Source organism: Kitasatospora sp. NPDC051705, from assembly GCF_044453265.1.
GTDB lineage: Bacteria > Actinomycetota > Actinomycetes > Streptomycetales > Streptomycetaceae > Kitasatospora.
In genome coordinates this window covers 56,027-78,095 of the sequence record NZ_JBITCO010000015.1, presented here as the reverse complement: position 1 = coordinate 78,095, position 22,069 = coordinate 56,027, and the positions used below count along the sequence as shown (strand labels likewise).

At 74.2% G+C, this 22,069-nt stretch carries 19 protein-coding genes; 12 read left to right on the top strand and 7 right to left on the bottom strand.

The window, feature by feature from the left end; genetic code table 11:
* Positions 1-124 precede the first annotated feature (124 nt).
* The 5 genes from ACIA8Q_RS20430 (at position 125) to ACIA8Q_RS20410 (ending at position 3,901) form a co-directional block, all read left to right on the top strand.
* The gene (locus ACIA8Q_RS20430) at positions 125-919 is read left to right on the top strand and encodes a DUF2127 domain-containing protein (protein WP_360204676.1); all 795 of its coding nucleotides are present in this window, start codon (positions 125-127) and stop codon (positions 917-919) included.
* Positions 920-999: 80 nt separating this feature from the next.
* Entirely contained in the window at positions 1,000-1,638 is a 639-nt protein-coding gene (locus ACIA8Q_RS20425) for an AIM24 family protein (protein ID WP_360204673.1), read from the top strand.
* Positions 1,638-2,288, top strand: a complete 651-nt coding sequence (locus ACIA8Q_RS20420; protein ID WP_360204671.1) for an AIM24 family protein — start codon at positions 1,638-1,640, stop codon at positions 2,286-2,288. The genes ACIA8Q_RS20425 and ACIA8Q_RS20420 overlap by 1 nt, the downstream gene beginning before the upstream one ends.
* A gap of 236 nt (positions 2,289-2,524) precedes the next feature.
* Complete coding sequence (locus tag ACIA8Q_RS20415; RefSeq protein ID WP_360204862.1) at positions 2,525-3,346, top strand: AIM24 family protein; 822 nt, start codon at positions 2,525-2,527, stop codon at positions 3,344-3,346.
* A 39-nt stretch (positions 3,347-3,385) separates the two neighbouring features.
* Positions 3,386-3,901, top strand: coding sequence for a MarR family transcriptional regulator (locus ACIA8Q_RS20410; RefSeq protein ID WP_360204668.1), 516 nt, complete (start codon positions 3,386-3,388; stop codon positions 3,899-3,901).
* A gap of 65 nt (positions 3,902-3,966) precedes the next feature.
* On the opposite strand, the gene meaB is transcribed toward ACIA8Q_RS20410, so the two are convergent.
* Both meaB and ACIA8Q_RS20400 read right to left on the bottom strand, forming a co-directional pair.
* The gene (gene meaB / locus ACIA8Q_RS20405; protein WP_360204665.1) at positions 3,967-4,923 is read right to left on the bottom strand and encodes a methylmalonyl Co-A mutase-associated GTPase MeaB; all 957 of its coding nucleotides are present in this window, start codon (positions 4,921-4,923) and stop codon (positions 3,967-3,969) included.
* A gap of 79 nt (positions 4,924-5,002) precedes the next feature.
* On the bottom strand, positions 5,003-6,196 hold the full coding sequence (locus ACIA8Q_RS20400) for an acetyl-CoA C-acetyltransferase (protein ID WP_360204663.1): 1,194 nt from the start codon (positions 6,194-6,196) through the stop codon (positions 5,003-5,005).
* Positions 6,197-6,448: 252 nt separating this feature from the next.
* Between ACIA8Q_RS20400 and mce the strand changes: the two genes are divergently transcribed.
* From mce to ACIA8Q_RS20385, 3 genes are all read left to right on the top strand, one after another.
* Positions 6,449-6,892 carry a methylmalonyl-CoA epimerase gene (mce, locus tag ACIA8Q_RS20395; RefSeq protein WP_360204660.1) on the top strand — a complete coding sequence of 148 codons (444 nt, stop codon included), beginning with the start codon at positions 6,449-6,451 and terminating at the stop codon, positions 6,890-6,892.
* Between the two features lie 520 nt (positions 6,893-7,412).
* Positions 7,413-12,086: a hypothetical protein gene (locus tag ACIA8Q_RS20390; RefSeq protein WP_396317512.1), complete on the top strand. Its 4,674-nt coding sequence runs from the start codon at positions 7,413-7,415 to the stop codon at positions 12,084-12,086.
* Positions 12,087-12,193: 107 nt separating this feature from the next.
* Complete coding sequence (locus ACIA8Q_RS20385) at positions 12,194-13,123, top strand: cellulose-binding protein (RefSeq protein ID WP_360204654.1); 930 nt, start codon at positions 12,194-12,196, stop codon at positions 13,121-13,123.
* 78 nt (positions 13,124-13,201) lie between these two features.
* Here ACIA8Q_RS20385 and ACIA8Q_RS20380 read toward each other — a convergent pair whose 3' ends face one another.
* Both ACIA8Q_RS20380 and ACIA8Q_RS20375 read right to left on the bottom strand, forming a co-directional pair.
* A complete protein-coding gene (locus ACIA8Q_RS20380) occupies positions 13,202-13,513 on the bottom strand; it encodes a hypothetical protein (RefSeq protein WP_360204652.1) in 312 nt (103 codons plus the stop codon).
* The gene (locus ACIA8Q_RS20375; protein WP_360204650.1) at positions 13,510-14,307 is read right to left on the bottom strand and encodes an alpha/beta hydrolase; all 798 of its coding nucleotides are present in this window, start codon (positions 14,305-14,307) and stop codon (positions 13,510-13,512) included. The genes ACIA8Q_RS20380 and ACIA8Q_RS20375 overlap by 4 nt, the downstream gene beginning before the upstream one ends.
* A 92-nt stretch (positions 14,308-14,399) precedes the next feature.
* On the opposite strand from ACIA8Q_RS20375, the gene ACIA8Q_RS20370 reads away from it, so the two are divergent.
* Both ACIA8Q_RS20370 and ACIA8Q_RS20365 read left to right on the top strand, forming a co-directional pair.
* On the top strand, positions 14,400-15,404 hold the full coding sequence (locus tag ACIA8Q_RS20370; protein WP_360204648.1) for an ABC transporter ATP-binding protein: 1,005 nt from the start codon (positions 14,400-14,402) through the stop codon (positions 15,402-15,404).
* 1 nt (position 15,405) lies between these two features.
* The gene (locus tag ACIA8Q_RS20365; protein WP_360204645.1) at positions 15,406-16,173 is read left to right on the top strand and encodes an ABC transporter permease subunit; all 768 of its coding nucleotides are present in this window, start codon (positions 15,406-15,408) and stop codon (positions 16,171-16,173) included.
* Positions 16,174-16,179: 6 nt separating this feature from the next.
* On the opposite strand, the gene ACIA8Q_RS20360 is transcribed toward ACIA8Q_RS20365, so the two are convergent.
* A complete protein-coding gene (locus ACIA8Q_RS20360) occupies positions 16,180-16,503 on the bottom strand; it encodes an ATP/GTP-binding protein (RefSeq protein ID WP_360204643.1) in 324 nt (107 codons plus the stop codon).
* 230 nt (positions 16,504-16,733) lie between these two features.
* Between ACIA8Q_RS20360 and ACIA8Q_RS20355 the strand changes: the two genes are divergently transcribed.
* On the top strand, positions 16,734-18,056 hold the full coding sequence (locus ACIA8Q_RS20355; protein ID WP_360204640.1) for an LLM class flavin-dependent oxidoreductase: 1,323 nt from the start codon (positions 16,734-16,736) through the stop codon (positions 18,054-18,056).
* Positions 18,057-18,133: 77 nt separating this feature from the next.
* On the opposite strand, the gene ACIA8Q_RS20350 is transcribed toward ACIA8Q_RS20355, so the two are convergent.
* A complete protein-coding gene (locus ACIA8Q_RS20350; protein ID WP_360204637.1) occupies positions 18,134-18,526 on the bottom strand; it encodes an SCO5389 family protein in 393 nt (130 codons plus the stop codon).
* Between the two features lie 480 nt (positions 18,527-19,006).
* Between ACIA8Q_RS20350 and nucS the strand changes: the two genes are divergently transcribed.
* Positions 19,007-19,666: an endonuclease NucS gene (gene nucS / locus ACIA8Q_RS20345; protein ID WP_030057515.1), complete on the top strand. Its 660-nt coding sequence runs from the start codon at positions 19,007-19,009 to the stop codon at positions 19,664-19,666.
* Positions 19,667-19,670: 4 nt separating this feature from the next.
* On the opposite strand, the gene ACIA8Q_RS20340 is transcribed toward nucS, so the two are convergent.
* The gene (locus tag ACIA8Q_RS20340) at positions 19,671-21,980 is read right to left on the bottom strand and encodes an ATP-binding protein (RefSeq protein ID WP_360204632.1); all 2,310 of its coding nucleotides are present in this window, start codon (positions 21,978-21,980) and stop codon (positions 19,671-19,673) included.
* Between the last annotated feature and the right edge of the window lie 89 nt (positions 21,981-22,069).

Here is a 22,069-nt window from a genome sequence, read left to right as displayed (position 1 = left end):
TGTCACAGCTGTGCGCCAGAACCCGCCCGGCGCGGGCGGCCCGTCACCCGCTGCCCCTATCCTGCTGCCCGCGCGCCCACCGGACCGGGGGCCGCACGCATCGGACGACCGGGGGTAGCCACTCATGTTCAAGCGGGACTGGGACCGAAGGACCTGCGCCAAGCGCGGCCACGTCACCTACGCGCCGACCGAGCCCGAGCTGGCCGCCCGGCTGCACGCCGCCACCGCCCTCGGCGACGCCTGGCGCTGCCTGCGCTGCGGCGACTTCGCGCTCGGCGCCCCGCACGGCTCCGGCCCCGCGCAGGACGCCCCGCTGGTGCCCCGCGGCAAGGCGCTGCGCGACCTCTTCATCCTGCGCTTCCTGGCCGTCGAGCGGGTGCTGCGCGGGCTGCTGATCATCGTGGTCGCCTGGGCCGTCTGGAAGTTCTCCAACAGCCAGGACGCGGTGCACCGGATCTTCGACGAGAACCTGACGGTCTTCCGGCCGGTCACCGACCACTTCCACTGGGACCTCGAGCACTCCCCGATCGTCGACACGATCCGGAAGACCTTCGACTACCACAAGAACACCCTGCTGATCGTCGCCGGCGCCCTGCTGGCCTACGCGCTGATCGAGATCGTCGAGGCGGTCGGCCTCTGGCTGGGCCGGCGCTGGGCCGAGTACCTGACGGTGGTCGCCACCGCGGCCTTCCTGCCGCTGGAGGGCTACGAGCTGAGCGAGCACGTCAGCGCGGTGAAGATCTGCACCCTGCTGCTGAACATCGCGGCCGTCCTGTGGATCATGCTCTCCAAGCGGCTGTTCGGGCTGCGCGGCGGCGTGGTGGCCTTCGAGGCGGAGCGCCACTCGGCCTCGCTGCTGGAGGTCGAGGAGGCCGCCGGCACCGTCGCGCCCGCGCACGGGGCGCACGCGCGCGCGTGACCGGCGCGAATGTCGCAGACCGGTACCAGTTCCCACCCCGCCCCTCCCCCTGCCACGGCCGCTGCCAGTAGATTGCGGCCGTGGCACAGTTCAGACTCCAGGGAACCCGGGTACTCGCGGTCGAGTTGGCCGGCGAGGCCGTCAAGGCCAGACACGGCTCGATGGTCGCCTACACCGGCCAGATGAGCTTCAAGAAGCTGACCGGCGGCGGGGACGGCCTGCGCGGCATGGTCGCCCGCCGACTGACCGGCGAACAGATGACCGTCATGGAGGTCAAGGGACAGGGCACCTGTTACTTCGCCGACAAGGCGACCGAGATCAACCTGGTCAGACTGAACGGCGAGACGCTGTTCGTCGAGGCGGACAACCTGCTCTGCACCGAGGGCTCGCTGCGCACCGGCACCACCTTCACCGGGCTCAACGGCATGTCCTCCGGCAACGGCCTGTTCACCACCAAGGTGGAGGGCCACGGCTGGGCCGCCGTCACCTCGAACGGGCCGGCGATCATCCTGCGGGTCGGCAAGGACCAGCCGCTGCGGGTCGACCCCGGCGCCTACGTGGCGCACACCGGCAGCCTGCAGCGCAGCCTGAAGTCGGGCGCCGGCTGGACGACGGTGATCGGGGAGGGCGGCGGCGAGGCCGTCCAGGTGGAGTTCTCCGGAGAGGGACTGGTCTACGTGCAGCCGTCGGAGAAGGTCACCATCGGGGGCGACGTCTGATGGCCTTCACGAAGATCAACGGCAAGATGGTCGAGGCCGTCGTGGTGCCCGGCCAGCGGCTGTTCAGCCAGCGCGGCGCGATGCTCGCGTACACCGGGGACGTCCGCTTCACGCCGAACATCACCGGCGGGCAGGGCGGCGTGATGTCGATGATCGGCCGCCGGGTGGCCAACGAGGACACCCCGCTGATGACCGTCGAGGGTCAGGGCCGGGTCATGTTCGGCCACGGCGGCCACCACGTCCACGTGATCGACCTGGTCGGCGACACCCTGTACGTCGAGGCGGACCGGCTGCTGGCCTTCGAGGGCACGCTGCAGCAGTCCACCATGTTCATGGGCTCGCAGGGCGGCGTGATGGGCATGGTCCGCGGCCAGGTCACCGGCCAGGGCCTGTTCACCACCAAGCTGGACGGGCAGGGCTCGGTCGCGGTGATGGCGCACGGCGGCGTCTTCGAGCTGCCGATCGTCCCGGGCCAGTCGGTGCACGTCGACCCGCAGGCGTACGTGGCGCACCGCGGCCAGGTGCAGAACAAGCTGTCCACGGCGCTGGGGTGGCGCGACATGATCGGCCGCGGCTCCGGCGAGGCGTTCCAGCTGGAACTGTCCGGACAGGGTGCGGTGTACGTCCAGGCGAGCGAGGAGAAGCTCTGATGTCCTACCCGCCGCAGCCGCCCCACGGGCAGTCCCCGTACGACCAGCCGACCCAGCCCGGCTTCGCCGTCCCCCCGCCGCCGCCCCCGGGCTACGGGCCGCAGGGCGGCTACCCGCAGCAGGGCGGGTACCCCCAGCAGGGGGGCTACCCCCAGCAGGGCGGCTACCCGCCGCCGCCTCCGCCGCAGCCCCAGCAGGCCTACGCCCAGGAGCAGTTCGGCGGGCCGCAGGCCCCGCTGCCGAGCGCCCACGGGGGCGGCGCCGGCCCGGTGGTGTACGACGCCCACAGCCTGCCGGCGAACGACAACGTCAACCCGTACGCCTTCTCGGTCGACCTGAACGGCTCGTACTTCCTGCAGAAGGGCAAGATGGTCGCCTACTACGGCGACATCAGCTTCAAGGGCGTCGGCGCCGGCGTGCTGGACCGGATGATCGGGCAGCACTTCAACTCGCCGATGCACGCGGCGGACTGGGTGGTCGCCCAGGGCCGCGGCAAGCTGCTGCTGGCGGACCGCGCCTTCGACCTCAACTCCTACGACCTGGACGAGGGCAACCTGACCGTCCGCTCGGGGAACCTGCTGGCCTTCGAGCCGACGCTGCGGCTCAAGCAGTCGATCATCCCGGGCTTCCTCACCCTGATCGGCACCGGCAAGTTCGTCGCCGCCTCCAACGGGCCGGTGCACTTCGTCGAGCCGCCGATCCGGGTGGACCCGCAGGCGCTGGTCGGCTGGGCGGACTGCCCGGCGCCGTGCCACCACTACGACCACGACTACATGCACGGCCTGATCGGCGGCATCCGCCGGCTGACCGGGCTCGGCGGGGCGTCCGGCGAGGAGCACCAGTTCGAGTTCATCGGCGCCGGGCAGGTGCTGCTGCAGTCCAGCGAGAAGCTGATGGCCGAGCGCTCGGTCGGCCAGGTGGGCGCCGAGGCGGGCATCCCGATGGGCGGCGTGCCGTCCCAGCCGGGCGCGGCCGGCCACGGCGGGCACGGCGGGGGCAACCTCAACGTGCCGGGTCTCGGTAACCTGGGCGACCTGGGACGGCGTTTCGGCCTGTAAACTTGTACAAGATTTAACTAAATCGGGTATGCTGTCCCCATGGATGCGCACACGATCGACACCGCGGACACCCCTCCGTCGCAGCCGGAGGGGGAAACCCCCTGGCTGACCGCCAGGGAGCAGCGGATGTGGCGCGCCCACCTGGAGGTCGCCAAGCTGCTGGACTACCAGCTCAGCCGCGAACTCCAGCCGCACAACCTGGCCATCAACGACTACGAGATCCTGGTCGTCCTCTCCGAGGCCCCCGACCGCCGGATGCGGATGACCGACCTCGCGACGGCCACCCTGCAGTCCAAGAGCCGCCTCTCGCACCAGATCACCCGCATGGAAACGGCCGGCCTGGTGCTGCGCCAGGAGTGCCCCGGCGACCGCCGGGGCCTCTACGCCCACCTCACCGAGCAGGGCTGGGACACCATGCAGCGGGTCGCCCCCGACCACGTGCGCAGCGTCCGGGCGCACTTCATCGACCGCTTCACCCCGGAGCAGCTGGACGCCATGTACGAGGCCCTCGCCCCGGTCGCCGAACACCTCCGCGGCCTCCGCGGCCGCTCCTGACCCCTCCCCGACACGTCTAAGGGCGGGCCCGTGCGCGTGCGCACGGGCCCGCCCTTAGACGTGCGTCAGGCCTGGGTCAGGCCGGCGACGAGGCGGTCGGCGGCGCCGTAGGGGTCGAGCTCGCCCGACACCACGCGCTCGGCCAGGCCGGCCAGGTGGCGGTCCCCGTGCAGGTCGCCGATCCGGGCGCGCAGTTCGGCCAGCGCGATCGCCTCGATCTCGTCGGCGGCGCGCCGGCGCCGGCGCGCGGCCAGCTCGCCGTGCTCCTCCAGCCAGGCGCGGTGCTTCTCCAGCGCCTCGACGACCTCGTCCACGCCCTCGCCGCGGGCCGCGACGGTCTTGACGATCGGCGGGCGCCAGTCCCCCGCCCCGCGGGCCTCGCCGAGCCCCAGCATGTGGTTGAGCTCGCGGGCCGTGGCGTCGGCGCCGTCCCGGTCGGCCTTGTTGACCACGAAGAGGTCGCCGATCTCCAGGATCCCGGCCTTGGCGGCCTGGATGCCGTCGCCCATGCCGGGGGCGAGCAGCACCACGGTGGTGTCCGCCTGGGCGGCGACCTCCACCTCGGACTGGCCCACGCCGACGGTCTCGACCAGGATCACCTCGCAGCCGGCGGCGTCGAGCACCCGCAGCGCCTGCGGCGCCGCCCAGGACAGCCCGCCGAGGTGGCCGCGGGTGGCCATCGAGCGGATGAACACCTCGGGGTCGGTGGCGTGGTCCTGCATCCGGACCCGGTCGCCGAGCAGGGCGCCGCCCGAGAACGGCGAGGACGGGTCGACGGCCAGTACGCCGACGCGCTTGCCGAGCCGCCGGTAGGCGGAGACCAGGGCGGAGGTGGAGGTGGACTTGCCGACCCCGGGCGAGCCGGTCAGGCCCACCGTGTAGGCCCGACCGGTGTACGGCGCGAGGGCGGCCATGGCCTCGCGCAGCTCCGGGGCGGCGTTCTCGACCAGCGTGATCAGCCGGGCGACCGCCCGCGGCCGTCCCTCGCGGGCCTGTTCGACCAGCGTGGCGACATCGATCATCAGGAGCTCCTAGCGCAGATGCCGACGGGGCTGCGGAACCGCTTGTGGCGGTCCGCAGCCCCGAAGGTATGTCAGATGATCAGGCCTTCGGAACGCGCACGATGAGCGCGTCGCCCTGACCGCCGCCACCGCACAGCGCGGCCGCACCGACACCGCCGCCGCGGCGCTGCAGCTCCAGCGCCAGGTGCAGCACCACGCGGGCGCCGGACATGCCGATCGGGTGGCCGAGCGCGATCGCGCCGCCGTTGACGTTGACGATGTCCGCGGAGACGCCCAGGTCCTTGGTCGACTGGTGGGCGACGGCCGCGAAGGCCTCGTTGATCTCGATCAGGTCGAGGTCGGAGACCTCCAGGCCCTCCTTGCCCAGCGCGTGCTTGATCGCGTTGGACGGCTGCGACTGCAGCGAGTTGTCCGGGCCGGCCACGTTGCCGTGCGCGCCGATCTCGGCGATCCAGCTCAGGCCCAGCTCCTCGGCCTTGGCCTTGCTCATCACGACCACCGCGGCGGCGCCGTCGGAGATCTGCGAGGAGGTGCCGGCGGTGATCGTGCCGTCCTTGGCGAACGCCGGGCGCAGCCGGGCCAGGCCCTCGACGGTGGTGTCGGCGCGGATGCCCTCGTCCTGGGAGAACAGCACCGGCTCGCCCTTGCGCTGCGGGATGGCGACCGGGACGATCTCGGCGTCGAAGACGCCGTCGGCCTGCGCCTTGGCGGCCCGCTGGTGGGAGGCGGCCGCGATCTCGTCCTGCACCTCGCGGGCGATGCCCAGCCGGGTGTTGTGCTTCTCGGTCGACTCGCCCATCGGGATGTTCTCGTAGGCGTCGGTGAGGCCGTCGTGGGCCATCGCGTCGAGCAGCTCGACCGCGCCGTACTTGTAGCCCTCGCGGGACTTCGGCAGCAGGTGCGGGGCGTTGGTCATCGACTCCTGGCCGCCGGCCACCACCACGTCGAACTCGCCGGCGCGGATCAGCTGGTCGGCCAGCGCGATGGCGTCCAGGCCGGAGAGGCACACCTTGTTGATGGTGAGCGCCGGGACGTTCATCGGGATGCCGGCCTTGACGGCGGCCTGGCGGGCCGGGATCTGGCCGGCGCCGGCCTGCAGCACCTGGCCCATGATCACGTACTGGACCTGGTCACCCGTGATGCCCGCCCGCTCGAGTGCGCCCTTGATCGCGAAGCCGCCGAGGTCGGCGCCGGAGAAGCCCTTGAGGGATCCGAGCAGGCGGCCCATCGGGGTCCGCGCACCGGCAACGATCACAGAGGTGGTGTTGGTCATGGGACGAGCCCCTTCGCACGTCGTGGCCAGGTGAGGATGCGCTCAATGTACTGACCTGCTACCCGCCCGTCACCGGAGCGACGGTGTGATCGAGCGCACTGGCACCCTCCAGTCAACACCGTGTCAACGCGGTCCGGGTGAAACGCGACCGTGTGAGCAGATTCGCACCTCCGGCGCTGGCGCCGCTCAAGACCGATGCGCTGCACTGGTGCCACCGCTTTCCCACCCCCGACCCGCCTCCCGGAGGTCGCCGTGCTGACCCGTATCGACCACATCGGCATCGCCTGCCGCGACCTCGACCGGACGGTCGAGTTCTACCGCTCCACCTACGGCTTCGAGGTCTTCCACGAGGAGGTCAACGAGGAGCAGGGCGTCCGCGAGGCCATGCTCAAGATCAACGACACCGGGGACGGCGGCGCCTCCTACCTCCAGCTGCTGGAGCCGACCCGGCCCGACTCGACCGTCGCCAAGTGGCTGGAGAAGAACGGCGAGGGCGTGCACCACATCGCCTTCGGCACCGCGGACGTCGACGGCGACGCCGAGGCCATCCGGGGCAAGGGCGTCCGGGTCCTCTACGACGAGCCGCGGATCGGCTCGATGGGCTCGCGGATCACCTTCCTGCACCCCAAGGACTGCGGCGGCGTGCTGACCGAGCTGGTCACCTCCGCCCGACCGGGCGCGGACGGCGCCCACTGAGGGCCCCTCGGTGCCGCCCGCCGGGGCCTCCCGGTGCCGCCCGCCGGGGCGGCACCGCCCCGGCCGACGGTCATGACCCGTCAGTAACCTCGCCCGGAGGCCGGAAAACCCCCACGCGGCCATTCCCCCGCCCTGCCGTCCCACTACAATGCCCAGGTGCGCGAAGGCTCCGGGTGACGGAGGCGACGGGCACGGCCGATGACAGGCCCGTCCGCCCCCCGGTGGCCGGCCCGTCGCAGGGGAGTCCAGTACGCGGGCACGGCTGAACCGTCGCAACACGGATCTGTCACCATTCTCCACAAGGCAAGAGTTCGCCCAGGAGTCCACCCGGACGGGGGAACGCGGAACCACCGCGCTTCCACGCCGAGGGCTCCGACGACCGCGGCGGGCGCCCCCGGACAGACCGGCGGGCCGTCCACCGGCTGCGGATGCAAGGAGCCAGTCGGACCGACCCCCGGACAACGGGGACCCCGGACCGGCCGGGTCGAGGACGCGACCAGGAGATGGATGGGACCGCGGAGTGCGGGGCAACGACCGCTACGAGGTTGACGATCACCTCTCCCAGTTCGAGGCCGAGATGGGTCGGACTCGAAAGGAGCGGGACAAAGCAGTCGAGCATGCCGAGGACCTCGCCTACCAGGTGGAGGTGCTCCGGGCCAAGCTGCACGAGTCCCGGCGCATGCTCGCCCAGCCGCGCGCCTTCGACGCCGTCTCCGGCCAGGCCGAGCAGATGCTCCGGACCGCCGAGATGCAGGCCCAGCAGCTGCGCGCCGACGCCGAACGGCAGCTGCGCGACTCCCAGGCCGCCACCCAGCGGATCATGGCCGAGGCCGCCGAGCGCACCGCCCGGCTGGAGGCCGAGCTCACCGCCCGCCGCCGCCAGCTCGAGGACGAGCTCACCGAGCTGCGCCGCACCGCCGAGCAGCACGTCAACGGCTGGGCCGAGCAGACCCGGGCCGGGTCCGAGCAGGAGGCGCAGCGCCTCCTGCAGGAGGCCCGCGTCGAGGCCGAGCGGATGGTCGCCGCCGCCCGCGCCGAAGCCGTCGCCCTCTCCGACCAGGCCCGCGCGCAGACCGCCGCGGACGTCGACGCCGCCCGCGGCGAGGCCCATGCCGCCGCCGAGGCCGCCATCCAGCGCGCCCAGAGCGACGCCGAGCGCCTGCTGCGCGCCGCCTCCGAGCAGGCCCAGCAGGCCGGCGCCCAGGCCGCTGCCGAGGTCGGCGCGGCCCGCGGCGAGGCCCAGCAGCAGCTCGCCGCCGCCCATGCGGCCGCCGAGCAGCAGCTCGCCGCCGCCCGGGCGGAGATCAACCGGCTCAAGGAACAGGCCACCGCCGAGCAGACCCGCGCCGAGCAGCAGCTCGCCGCCGCGAAGGCCGAGATAGAGCGGCTGCGCGCGGAGGCGATCGCCGAGGCCGAGCGCACCCGCCGCGAGGCCGCAGAACTCCGTGCCCAGGCCGAGCAGGCCGCCGAACAGCTCCAGGCCGACGCCGAGGCCGCCGCCGAGCGCAAGGTCGCCGACGGCGAGGCCGCCAACGAGCAGCGCTCGCAGACCGCCCGCGCCGAGGTCGCCCGGATGGTCGCCCAGGCCACCAAGGAGGCCGAGGCCATCCGCGCCGAGGCCGCCACCAAGCAGGCCCAGGCGGACGCCGCCAAGGCCGCCGCCGCCGAGGAGAGCGAGCGGCTGCGGGCCACCGCCGAGTCCGTCGCCGGCGAACTGCGCGCCGAGGCCGAGGCCGCGATCGCCGAGCTGCGCGCCCAGGCCGAGCGGGACGTCGCCGAGCTGCGCGCCCTCGCCGAGGCCGAGGCCCAGCGCCTGCGCAACGAGGCCGAGGAGGAGGGCCGGGCGGCCGGCGCCAAGGACGCCACCGTCCACCTCGCCAAGGCCGCCAAGACCGCCGAGGAGGTGCTCGGCCGGGCCGACCGGGACGCCGAGACCGCCCGCACCGAGGCCGCCACCGAGGCCGAGCGGATCCGCACCGAGGCCGCCGCCGAGGCGCAGCGCCTGCGCGAGCAGGCCCAGGCCGCCGTCGAGCAGGCCCAGAACGCCGCCCTGGACGACGCCGCCGCGATCCGCGAGCGGATCGAGCAGATGCAGGACGAGGCGGCCCGGCTGCGGGCCGAGGCCGAGGAGCTGCGCGCCCACGCCGCCGCCGAGGCCGACCGGGTCCGCGGCGAGGCCCGCCGCCAGGCCGTCATGCAGATCGAGGAGTCGGCGAAGAACGCCGAGGAGCTGCTCACCAAGGCCAAGGCCGACGCCGACGAGCTGCGCGCGGGTGCGGCCGGCGAGGTCGAGCGGCTGCGCGAGCAGGCCCAGCAGCAGGCCGCCGAGACCCAGGGCCGGGCCGAGCAGACCCTGGCCCGGGCCCGCGCCGAGGCGGAGAAGACCACCGCCGCCGCCGAGCAGCAGGGCCAGGACGCCCTCGCCGCGGCCAAGGCCGCGGCCGCCGAGAACCGGACCGCCGCCGAGCGCGAGACCGCCGAACTGCGCCGGGAGGCAGCCGAGTTCGACCAGCGGGTGCGGGCCGAGGCGACCGCCGCCGCGGACGCCCTGACCGCCGCCGCACAGGCCGGCGCCAACGCCGTCCGGGACGCCGCGGTGGCCGACGCCGAGCGCGTGCGCACCGAGGCCGACGCCGAGGCCGTCCGCACCAGGAGCGAGGCCGAGGCCGCCGCCGAGGCGCTGCGCCAGGAGAGCCTGCGCGCCCACGAGGAGGCCGCCGCCGGGCTGCTGCGTGAGCGCGAGGAGACCGCCGAACAGCTGGCCGCGGCGCGGACCGCCCGCGAGCAGGCCGAGCAGGCCGCCGCCGAACTGACCGAACGCACCGCCGCCGAGACGGCCGCCCGCCGCTCCGAGGCCGAGGCGTACGCCGACCGCGTCCGGACCGAGGCCGAGCAGACCGCCACCGAGCTGCGCGAGCTCGCCGAGCGGGAGACCGCCGAGCAGCGCGAGGCCGCAGACCGCGAGACCGCCCAGCAGCGCGAGCTGGCCGAGCGGGAGACCACCGAGCAGCGGGCCCTCGCCGAGCGGGAGACCGCCGAGCAGCGCGAGGCCGCCGAGGCGCACGCCGCCGACGTCCGGGCCGTGGCCGAACAGGCCGCCGCCGAACTGACCGAGCGCACCGCCACCGAGACGGCCGCCCTGCGCGCCGAGGCCGAGGAGCTGCTGGAGAACGCCCTCAGCGCCGCCGAGCAGCGGCAGGCCGAGGCCGCGCGGGACGCCAAGGCCGTCCGCGAGAAGGCCGCCGCCGACCTGACCCTGGCCGCCGAGCAGGCCGAGACGGTCCGCGCCGAGGCCGGCCGTGAGCTGTCCGAGGCCCGCGCGACCGCCGACGGCATCCGCGCCGAGGCCACCGCCGTCCTGGAGCAGGCCCGGATCGACGGCGACGAGCTCGTCGCCGCCGCCAGGGCCGAGGGCGCCGGTCTGGTCGAGGCCGCCGAGGAGGAGGCCGCCGAGGTCCGCCAGTCGGTGGCCGGCATGCACGAGGCCGCCGCGGAGCAGATCGCCGAGCGGAAGGCCGCCGTCGAGCGCGAGGCAGCGGAGGTGCTCGGCCAGGCCGAGCAGGCCGCGGCCGAGCTGCGCGAGCTCGCCGAGCGGGAGACCGCCGAGCAGCGCGAACTGGCCGACCGCGAGACCGCCGAGCAGCGGGCCCTCGCCGACCGCGAGACCGCGCAGCTGCGCGAGCTCGCCGAGCGGGAGACCGCGGAGCTGCGCGAGCTCGCCGAGCGCGAGACGGCCGAGCTGCGGGCCCGCACCGAGGCCGAGACCACCGCGCTGCGCGAGCGGACCGAGCTGGAGCTGGCCGCCGAGCGCGAGGCCCACGAGGCCGAGCTGGCCCACGAGCGCGCCGAGGCCCAGGCCTACGACGAGCAGCTGCGCACCGCGGCCGACGCCGAGCTGCGCGCCGCCCAGGACGCCGCCGACCAGCTGCGCACGGAGGCCGAGAACCAGGCCGTCCGCACCGTGGCCGCCGCCGACGAGCGCTCCGCCGCCCTGGTCGCCGACGCCGAGGAGCTGGCCGCCGCGCTGCGCGCCGAGGCCGAGGAGTACGCGCTCGCCACCCGCACCCTCGCCGACGAGTACGACGCCGCCACCCACAGCCGCGCCGACGCGTACGACGCGGAGACCCGGGAGGCCGCCGAGCAGTTCGACCGGGCCACCCGCGAGCAGGCCAACTCCGTCCTGGAGAAGGCCTTCGCGGACGCCGAGGCGCTCGGCGAGGACGCCCAGACCACCGCGCTGGCCACCACCGCCGCCGCCGAGGAGCAGGCGGACGCGATGGTCGCCGCCGCCCGCAAGGAGGCCGACCGGCTGGTCGCCGCCGGCGAGGCGGCCGGCCAGGGCGAGGTCGAGAAGGGCCGCTCGGACGCCGACGCGCTGCTCGCCGAGGCCCGCCGGGACGCCACCGCGATCCGCGAGCGCGCCGAGGAGCTGCGCGAGCGCACCGACGCCGAGGTCGAGGCGCTGCACGAGCGCGCCCGCAAGGAGAACGCGGCGGCCATGAAGTCGGCCGGCGAGCGGGTGGACGCGCTGGTGACGGCCGCCCAGGAGCAGCTGACCGAGGCCGAGGAGCAGGCGGTGAACACCGTCGCCGAGGCCGAGGACCGCGCCGCGGCGCTGGTCGCGGCCGCCGAGGACCGCGCGAACGAGCTGACCTCGGAGGCGTCCGCGGAGGCCAGCAAGGTCCGGATCTCGGCCGTCCGCAAGGCCGAGGGCCTGCTGAAGGAGGCCGAGACCAAGCTGTCCGACTCCACCGACCGCGCCGAGGCGCTGATCGTCAAGGCCGAGGCCAAGCTGCAGTCGGCCGAGACCGAGGCCGAGGAGCGGCTGGAGAGCGCGGCCGCCGAGGCGGAGAAGCGCCTGCAGGACGCCGACCGCAGTGCGGAGGAGCAGGTCGAGCTGGCGAAGGCGGAGGCGGAGCGGCTGCTCGCCGACGCTCGGGCGGAGGCGAAGCGGATCACCGACGAGGGCCGGCGCGAGCTGGACGAACTGGTGCGCCGCCGCAAGGACATCAACACCGAGATCTCCAGGGTCCAGGACGTGCTGTCCGCCCTGGAGGCCTTCGAGGCGCCGTCACCGGTCGCACAGGCAAACGGGGGAAGCAACACCAAGAAGGACGGGGGCGCCAAGGCAGGTGCCGGAATCGGCTCCCCCCGGTCGGGTGGCAATCGCTCCAAGAACGCACCACCCGATTGAGCGGACATTGTCCGCGGGACAACGGCATTTCGCCGTCGACACTCCGGTACCGTGTCAGGATTCCCTCAACCACCTCAGCGGTTTGACGACAGGAAGCCCAGAACCCCATGAGCGACAGTCACTCCCCTCACGGCTTCGACCTGGTGCGCCGTGGGTACGAGCGTGCCCAGGTCGACGAGCGGATCACCAAGCTGGTGGCCGACCGTGACAGCGCACTGACCCGGATCAGCGCGCTGGAGAAGCGCATCGAGGAGCTCCACCTGGAGACCCAGACCGCGCAGGCCGCGGTCACCGAGGCGGAGCCGTCCTACGCCGGTCTCGGCGCCCGGGTCGAGAAGATCCTGCGCCTCGCCGAGGAGGAGGCCAAGGACCTGCGCGACGAGGCGCACCGCGCCGCCGAGCAGCACCGCGAGCTCGCCGAGGCCGCCGCCCAGCAGGTCCGCACCGAGGCCGAGAACTACGCCAAGGACCGCAAGGCCAAGGCGGAGGACGAGGGTCTGCGGATCGTCGACAAGGCGAAGAGCGACAGCGCCCAGCTGCGCGCCGAGGCCAACAAGGACGCCCAGAACAAGCGCGAGGAGGCGGACGCCCTCTTCGAGGAGACCCGCACCAAGGCCGCCCAGGCCGCGCTGGAGTTCGAGACCAACCTGGCGAAGCGCCGCGAGCAGTCCGAGCGGGACCTCGCCGCCCGTCAGGCCAAGGCCGAGAAGCGCCTGGCGGAGATCGAGCACCGGGCCGAGCAGCTGCGCCTGGAGGCCGAGAAGCTGCGCACCGACGCCGAGCGCCGCGCCCGCCAGACCGTCGAGACGGCCCAGCGCCAGTCCGAGGACATCGTGGCCGACGCCAACGCCAAGGCCGACCGGATCCGCAGCGAGTCCGAGCGCGAGCTGGCGGCGCTCACCAACCGCCGCGACAGCATCAACGCCCAGCTGACCAACGTCCGCGAGATGCTGGCGACGCTGACCGGCGCGGCCGTGGCCGCCGCCTCGCTGCCGGGCGACGACACCATGGGCGTGCCCGCCCAGCAGTCGCGCTGACGCCGTGTCCCGCACCCCGCGGGACGACGACAGGCCCTCACCCGCCCGGGTGAGGGCCTGTCGTCGTGTGCGGCTTCATCACCTCGGGTAGGCCCCGTCGGGCCGCTGGTGCCCGCTGCTGAGCTGGTTGCCCTCGTCGTCGGAGACGGTGCCGAACCACGAGGTGCACCAGACCGAGACCGAGTCGGGCCAGTACTGCACCTCGAACGGGTGACCGGATCCGTGGTCGCCGTAGGAGGTGACGATGAAGGTCTCCCCCGGGCGCAGCCAGTAGTCCTCGCCGAGCGGCTCCAGGGTCAGTTCGACCAGGCCCTCGCCCCGGTTGGTCACGGGCATCCGGCCGGTCACCTCCAGTGCGGAGAAGTCCCAGCCGGCCGAGTCGTCCCTCATCCGGCCGCCACCCGGGCCAGCAGCTTGCGGACGGCGGCGTCGAACGCCTCCGGCGCCTCCAGCGCGCTCAGGTGACCCACCCCGGGGATGACGGTCAGTTCGGCGTCCGGGCGGGCCCGGACCATCAGCTCGGCCTCCTCCGGCGCCACCAGGGCGTCCTGCGCGCCCGCGACGACCGCCACCGGCACCCGAAGCCCGGCGAGCACGTCCAGGGCGTCCGGGCGGGCCGCCATGGCCCGCTGGGCCCAGGCGACGGCGGCCGGCGCAGCGGCGGCGACGAGCGCCTGGACCCGCTCCACCAGGTGCCGCGAGTCCGGGCCGAGCTGCCCGGCGGCCACCTCCTCGTCGAGCAGCAGCTGGACGCTGGCGCGGGCCGTGACGGCGGCCGCGATGCGCTCCCGGTTGGCCCGCACCGCGTCGGTGTCGGCGGTGGCGCGGGTGTTGGCCAGCAGCAGGCCGGCCAACCGCTCCGGGTGGCGGCGGGCGAAGGCCAGCGCCGCGTAGCCGCCCATGGAGAGCCCGCCGACCACCGCCCGGTCGATGCCGGCCGCGTCCAGCAGCAGCGCGAGGTCGTCGGCCACCAGGTCCAGCGAGGGCTCGTCGGCGCCCAGCTCGGTGCCGCCGAAGCCGCGCTGGTCCGGGGCGATCACCCGGGCCTCGTCACCGGTGCGACCGGGCAGCGCGTCCAGTTGGGCGGACCACATCGAGGCGTTCAGCGGGAAGGCGTGCAGCAGCACGAGTGGGGTTCCGGTACCGCTCTCGCGGACCGACACTGCGGAGGGGAGCTGGGTCATGGGCCCACCGTATTCCGGCACGCCCGGCGGGCCCACTCAGCGGGCCGCGATATCCCCTTTGTCCTAGCCTGACTGAGAGTAAGGGAGCGCGAATGATCGAGTTGCACGACCTGACAAAACGTTACGGCAAGACACTCGCGGTGGACCGGCTCAGCTTCCGGGTCCCCCAGGGCGTGGTGACCGGCTTCCTCGGCCCCAACGGCGCCGGCAAGTCGACCACCATGCGCATGATCCTCGACCTCGACCGCCCCACCGGCGGCCGCGTCACCATCGACGGCAAGCGCTACGGGCAGCTCAGCGAGCCGCTCAAGTACATCGGCGCGCTGCTGGAGGCCAAGGCCGTCCACCCCGGCCGCACCGCCCGCGACCACCTGCTCTGGCTCGCCCAGAGCAACCGGATCCCGGAGCGCCGGGTGGACGAGGTGCTCGGCCTGGTCGGCCTCACCCCGGTCGGCCGCAAGCGGGCCCGCGGCTTCTCGCTCGGCATGGGCCAGCGCCTGGGCATCGCCTCGGCGCTGCTCGGCGACCCGGAGATCGTGATGTTCGACGAACCGGTCAACGGCCTCGACCCGGAGGGCATCCTCTGGATCCGCAACCTGATGAAGCGGCTCGCCTCCGAGGGCCGGACGGTCTTCGTCTCCTCGCACCTGATGAGCGAGATGGCCGTCACCGCCGACCACCTGGTGGTCATCGGCCGGGGCCGGCTGCTCGCGGACCTGCCGATGCCGGAGTTCATCCGCCGCAACTCCCGCTCCGCCGTGCGGCTGCGCAGCCCGCACCCGGAGCGTCTGCTCGACGTCCTGGCCGACGCCGGGATCCGGCACGAGCCGGGCCCGGAGGGCTCCTACGAGGTGGTCGACGGCGATCTCGCCAGGATCGGCGACCTGGCGGCGGCGCACGGCGTCGTGCTGCACGAACTCAGCCCGCAGCAGGCCTCGTTGGAGGAGGCGTTCATGCAGATGACGGCCGACTCGGTGGAGTACCACGCGGGTGACGGCCCGGGCCGCGACGCGGCCGGCGCGCCCGGCACGTGGGGTGCCGGGTGGAAGGCGGACGGCGCCCGGCAGGCCGCGGCGGCCCGGCAGGAGGAGAACTGAGATGACGTCCTTCCCCGCGATCCTGCGCTCCGAGTGGACGAAGATCCGCAGCGTCCGCTCGACGGTCTGGACGCTCGCGCTGGCCTTCGTCGTCACGGTCGGCATCGGTGCGCTGCTGTCCCTGCTCACCAACAACAACTTCTCCGAGTTCCGGCGCAACGAGGAGTCCCCGTTCGACGCCACCGGCACGGCCTTCTCCGGCATCATGCTCGGCGAGCTCGCCATCATCGTGTTCGGCGTGCTGGCGATCGGCAACGAGTACAGCAGCGGCATGATCCGGGTCACCCTGGCGGCCGTCCCTCAGCGCGGCACCCTGCTGGCGGGCAAGGCCGCGGTGCTCGGCGGACTGGCCCTGGCGGTCTCGCTGGTGACGGCCTTCGTCACCTTCTTCGTCGGCCAGTCGCTGCTCGGCTCGCACTCCACCGGCCTCGGTGAACCGCACGTGCTGCGCGCGGTGTTCGGCGCCGCGCTGTACCTGACGATGCTCTGCCTGTTCTCGGCCGGCGTCACCACGATGCTGCACAACCAGACGCTCGCCCTGGGCGTGCTGGTGCCGTTCTTCTTCCTGCTGTCGCCGATCCTCTCGGCGGTGCCGAAGGTCAAGACGCTGGCCCACTACTTCCCGGACTACGCGGGCTCCCGGATGCTGCTGGTGTACGAGCAGCACGGCCAGCCGTACGGGCCGTGGGCCGGCTTCGCGATCTGCCTGGCCTGGACGCTCGCGGCCCTGCTCGGCGGTGCGCTGGTGCTCAAGAAGCGGGACGCCTGAACGGGTTCAGTAGCGGGGGGCGCCGCGGCCGCGCAGCACGTTGGAGGCCCGGCGCTCGCGCGCCCCCCAGCAGGCCCGGTGCCAGTGCCGACGGTCGTCCACGCCGGCGCCGTGCATCGGCCAGGCCACCACGTGGCCCACGCCGGGCGGGATCTCCTGGTCGCAGCCGGGGCAGCGGTAGTGCCGCCCGGCCGTCCCGGCCACCGTCTGGACCACCCAGTCGTCGCCCTGGTAGCTCTCGGTGCGGCGCAGCGATCCGCCGAGCGGTGCGGCCGGTTCGGCGCTGTCGCGGGGGTCGGCGGTCTTGATCCGGTTGCGGCGCGGCGACACGTCGGCATACCTCTCTTCCGGGGGGATCGGGCCGTTCCAGCCTACGGCCGCCCGGCCCTCCCGGAGGCCTCTATCACGGCATCGCCCGGTGGTCCCGGGTTTTTGCCGAGATCCACCCGATCTTCGGGGAAATTCGGGTTTCCGCGTGCCGTTGGCACATGACATCGGATACCCACGAGGGGAACAGGCGGGGCCCGCAAACCCTGCGTGCACCCGAGGAGGCCCCATCCATGACCAAGACCAGCGCCCGCGCCGAGACCCGTCGCCCCGTCGGGGTCCGGCCGCCCGCAGCCGGCGCGGCCCTGACCGCCGTCACCCCGGTGGCGGCCGCCGGCGAGCCGTTGCCGCTCCCCCAGCGGGCCGGCGCGCTGCCGGCGGACACCGCTCCGGTACGGGTCGGCGCGTTCCTGCTGTCCGCGCAGTTCCCCGGGCAGACGCACGGCGAGGTGCTGGACCGCACCGTCCGGGCCGCCGTCGAGGCCGAACGGGCCGGCCTGGACAGCGTCTGGCTGGCCGAGCACCACTTCGTCCCGTACGGCGTCTGCCCCAATGCGGCCACGATGGCCGGGCTGCTGCTGGGCCGGACCCGCCGGATCGGTGTCGGCACGGCGGTGAGCGTGCTCTCCACCACCCACCCGGTGGCGCTCGGCGAGCAGGCCGCGCTGCTGCACCTCACCTCCGGCGGGCGGTTCACGCTCGGGGTGGGCCGCGGTGGGCCGTGGATCGACCTGGACGTGTTCGGCAGCGGTGTGGAGGCCTTCGAGAACGGCTTCGCGGAACGGCTGGAGCTGCTGCTGCGCTGGCTGCGCGGCTCCCGGGTGGGCGCGGACGGCCCGCAGTTCTCCTTCCCCGAGGTGGCGGTGGTGCCGCGGGCCGCCGAGCCCCTGCGCCGGTCGGGCCTGGGGAGTTGGCTCGGCCTCGGCGAGACCGCCGGCCCGGTGCGCCTGCCGCGCCAGCGCCAGGACGTCGAGGGCCTCGGCGGTGAGGGGCCCGGCGAGGAGCTGACCGCGTCCGGGCGGCCGGTGGCGGGGCCGCCGGTGGTGGTCGCCTGCACCTCGCCGGGCGGGGTGCGGCTCGCCGCCGAACGCGGCCTGCCGATGCTGCTCGGCATGCACTCGGGCGACGAGGACAAGCTGCAGATGCTGGAGCTGTACCGCACCGCCTGGCTGGCCGCGGGGCGCAGCGAGGAGCAGCTGCGCCGGGTCGGCCGCCAGCACGTCGCGGCCGGGGTGGCGCAGGTCGACGACCGCACCTCGGCGGCGAGGGCCACCCTGCTGAACGCGATGCCGGGGTGGTTCGAGTACGGGCTCGGCGCCCACCGCACCGTGGACGGCCGGGAGCGCAAGATGCGCGATCCGCGCCAGTACACCGAACTCCTCTGCGACCTGCACGCGGTGGGCACCCCGCGGCAGTGCGCCGACAAGCTGCTGGCCACCGCCGAGCGGACCGGCATCCGCCGCTTCGCGCTGCTCGCGGAGGGCAGCGGGGACAACGAGGCCACCCTGCACAACATCGCCCGGCTCGGCTCCGAGGTGCTGCCGCAGCTGGCGTGAGCCCGCCCGGGCCGCCTCCCCTCCCCCCGCACCGGGGGACGGGGGCGACCCGACGGCGTGCCCGGTCCTGCGACCGGTCAGCAGTCCCGGAGTTCCTCGGACTGGTTCAGCAGCTGCTCCCGGACCGAGGTGAAGCGGGTGTGCCGCGCCTCGTTGGCCTCCGACGGCAGGAAGACCGCCACCCGGTGACAGTTCTGGAAGGCCAGCCGCACCCCGAAGTGCCGCTGCAGGGCCCCCCGGATGGCGTCGCTGGCGAGCGCGCGCAGGAGCTGGCCGCGGGCCTGCTCGCTGGGCGGCGGTACCTGGTTGTCGGCGAAGTCGGTGCCGTCGACCTTCGCCTGGGCGACCAGCGAGCTGATCAGGTCCCAGGCGTACGGCAGGGAGACGCGGACGCAGTCGACGAATTCCCGCTCGTCGACCTCGCCCCGCTCGGCCTTCTCGAGCAGGGCCGGTGAGACGTCGAGCGACATGGGTTCTCCTCTCGCGGTCCACCCGTGCGGCGCCCGGGTGGTCATGCGTAGTCCAAAGCTCACAGTGAGGGTGGGCGGTCGCGCGTGGTGTCCGGAACACCGTGGGACGGGAGTTTCCGGCACCCGGGCGAGGGCGGTGGCGCAACGGGACGTGACGCCCCGAACACCGACCGCGCTCAGAACAGCGTGGCAGTCAACGGCGGACCGGGTCGGTCATTCCTGGGGATTGCTTGGGAAATACGCCGTGGTGCACCAGATTGGCCGGATCCCGTCGGATCGTTCATCTGAAGTCTCCATCCCCGTTGACAGCGATCCCGCAAGCGTGCCGTCACACACGGTAGCTACCCCAGGGTGCGGGCGCCAGACCGCGGCGTGCGGTACCGGGATTGCCGAACCTCCATGTTCGCGGGGTTCGCGGTTTCTTCACCCGGTCGTCGTGGAATCGCATCAACTGGCCCCGGTGGGCTAGCGTGGTCGACCGTGCGTCTCGTAATTGCCCGCTGCTCAGTCGACTATGCCGGTCGGCTCTCCGCCCATCTGCCCTCCGCCACCAGGCTCATCCTGGTCAAGGCCGACGGCAGCGTCAGCATCCACGCCGACGACCGCGCCTACAAGCCGCTCAACTGGATGTCCCCGCCGTGCGCCCTCAAGGAGGCCGACGGGGTCTGGACGGTGGAGAACAAGGCCGGCGAGAAGCTCATCATCACGCTGGAGGAGGTGCTGCACGACTCGTCCCACGAGCTCGGGGTCGACCCGGGCCTGATCAAGGACGGCGTCGAGGCGCACCTCCAGGAGCTGCTCGCGGACCGGATGGAGGTGCTCGGCGCCGGCTGGTCGCTCATCCGCCGCGAGTACCCGACCGCGATCGGCCCGGTCGACATCCTCTGCCGCGACTCCGACGGCGCCACGGTCGCCGTCGAGATCAAGCGCCGCGGCGAGATCGACGGCGTCGAGCAGCTCACCCGCTACCTCGAACTCCTCAACCGGGACCCGCTGTTGGCCCCGGTCAAGGGCGTCTTCGCCGCGCAGGAGATCAAGCCCCAGGCCCGTGTGCTGGCCACCGACCGGGGCATCGGCTGCGTGGTGCTGGACTACGACGAGCTGCGCGGCATCGACGACGACAAGCTCAAGCTGTTCTGACCGGTCACCCCTGCGACGGGCTCGTCGTCCCCGTCGGGCTCGCCGTACCGGACGGGCTCGGCGTTCCGCTCGGACCAGCGGTGGGCGGCGAGGACGGCGTGCCGGTCGGGCTCGGCGAGCTCGAACTGCTCGACGGCTTCGGCGGCCCGGGCGTCGGGCCCCCGCCCGGCTGCGGACCGGTCGGCGGGGCCGGCGGCTGCGACTGACCGGGCGTCGGCTGCTGGGACGGCGGCTGCGACGGCTGCGCGCTCTCCGAGGCACTGCTGCTCGGCCCGCGGCTCGGCTTCCGGGAGGGCGACGCGCTCGGGGAGCGGGACGCACTGCCGCTCGCCGAGGGCTCCGGGCTGGTCCCGTCCGCCGCCGGGCTGCTGCTCGCGTCCGTCCCCGTCGCGCCGGGCGTGGCCGGGGAGCCGCTGGTGTGCGGCACCGGCAGCGGCGCGTCCTGGGCCCCGCCGGGCTCGTCGAGCCGGCTGTGCGGGTCGTTGCCCTGGTGCTGCTCCGGCCCGGTGGCGCTCAGCGCCACCGCCGTGGTGAGCGCCCCGAGCGCGAGCACGGCCGCCGACGCGGTGATCACCCGGCGCCGGCGGCTGGCCCGCAGGCGCGACGGCACCTTGTTGGCGATCGCCCGGATGACGGGTCGCCGGGTGGGCGCGGGGGCCGGCGCCGCCTCCAACTGCCGCCCGTCGGCACGCAGCAGGTCCAGCATCCGGCGCGCCGCCGCCACGCCGCGCTGCTCCCCGGCGGTGGCCCGCAGGGTGAGCGCGGTCTCCAGCTCGGCCATCGCCCTGGACGGCTCGCGGACGCAGAAGGCGTGCACGCCCGACTCGTGGTGGAACCAGGCCTGGTCGGTCGCCGAGCCGGAGCGGCGGGCCGCCTCCAGCCCCAGTTCCAGGACCCGCTCCCAGGCGCCCCAGCGCAGCGAGAGCGCCAGGGCCGGCGCGGCGGCCCTGGCCAGCCGCACCACCGCCTCGTGCCGCCCGGCCTCCCGGTCGGCGAGCAGGACGCCGATCAGCACCTCGGCCTCGGCCGCGACCTGCTCCAACGACACCGAGCTGTGGCCGACCCACCAGGCGAAGTGCTGGGCGGCGCCGTCCAGACAGCCGCGGGCCGGCCAGTGCGGGGCGAGCAGTTCGAGCACCCCGGCGGTCAGCCGGTGGTGCCCGCCGATGGACACCGCCAGTCCGGCGTCGACGAGTTCGGCGAGCGCGCTCTCGGCCTGCCCGACGTCGATCAGCGCGGGCAGGTGCGGTGCGGTGGGGCACTCGCCGCCGAGCGCCACGGCGAGCCGCAGGACGGCCTGTGCGGGCTCGCTCAGCCCCTCGGCGAGCCGGACGGCGGGCGAGGCGGTCTCGGCGACGGAGGGCAGCGGGACGGTCCGCCGCAGCTCGTTCTCGCGGACCGCCGGGTCGGGGTCGTGGACGGGCTCCTCGACGGCGCCGAAGACCCCCATCCGGTCCTCCTCGGCGGCGACCAGGGCGTCCACCGAGACGTCCCGCTGGCGCAGCAGTGCGGCGGCCTGGACGAAGCGCAGCGGCAGGCCCTCGGACTCGAACCAGAGGTCGACCGCCCAGGCCTTCTCGGCGACGTCCAGCGGCCGGCCGGCCTGCCGGGCGGAGAGCGCGAGGCAGGCTGCGCGGGAGAGCCCGGCGACCAGGTGGTCCTGCAACCGGGAGCCGATCGGCAGCGCCGCGCTGCCGGGGGCGACACAGACCAGGAAGGCGCAGCCGGGGGCCGCGGCGAGCAGCTCCTCCAGTTCGGCGGCGGACTGCTCGGCGTCGTCGACGACCACGATCGCGCGGACCTCGGCGAGGTGGGCGGCCGACTGGCCCGGGTCCGGCCGGAAGCCGGGGGCGTGATGGGTGGCCGCGAAGAGGTCCTGGAGGAGGTCCGCGGGGGTGCGGCGGTGTCCGCAGAGCTGGACGACGCCACCGGGGGCGAGGTCGGCCGCGGCTTCGGCGACGGCCGACAGCAGCGCGCTGCGGCCCGAGCCTGCCTGGCCGACCAGGCGTATCGAGCGGCCCTCGGCGAGCAGGCCGAGGAGTTCGGCGATGTCGGCCTCGCGGTCGAGCAGCGGCAGGTCGGCCGGGCCGGTGCCGAGGGCGAGCGGGCCGACCGCGCGGCCGACGCCGCCGACCGGGCCGCGGGCGGGCTCGCTGCGTTCGATCCGGCGCGGGCGGGGGCGCCACTCCTCGGGGCAGGGTCTGAACTCGGAACCGTCCGGGGCGCCGACGCCGACCAGCAGGCCTCCGGAGACCAGTTCGCCGCCCCGGGTGCGGACGGCCTCCTGCCGGAACTCCCCGGTTGGCTGTGCCACGTTCTGCTCCGCCTCGTGCTCGGCCGCCGGCGCCCGCTCCGGCCGGCTGACGTCTCGGTCGCGGCCGCGCGCGGGCGTGGGGGCAGTCG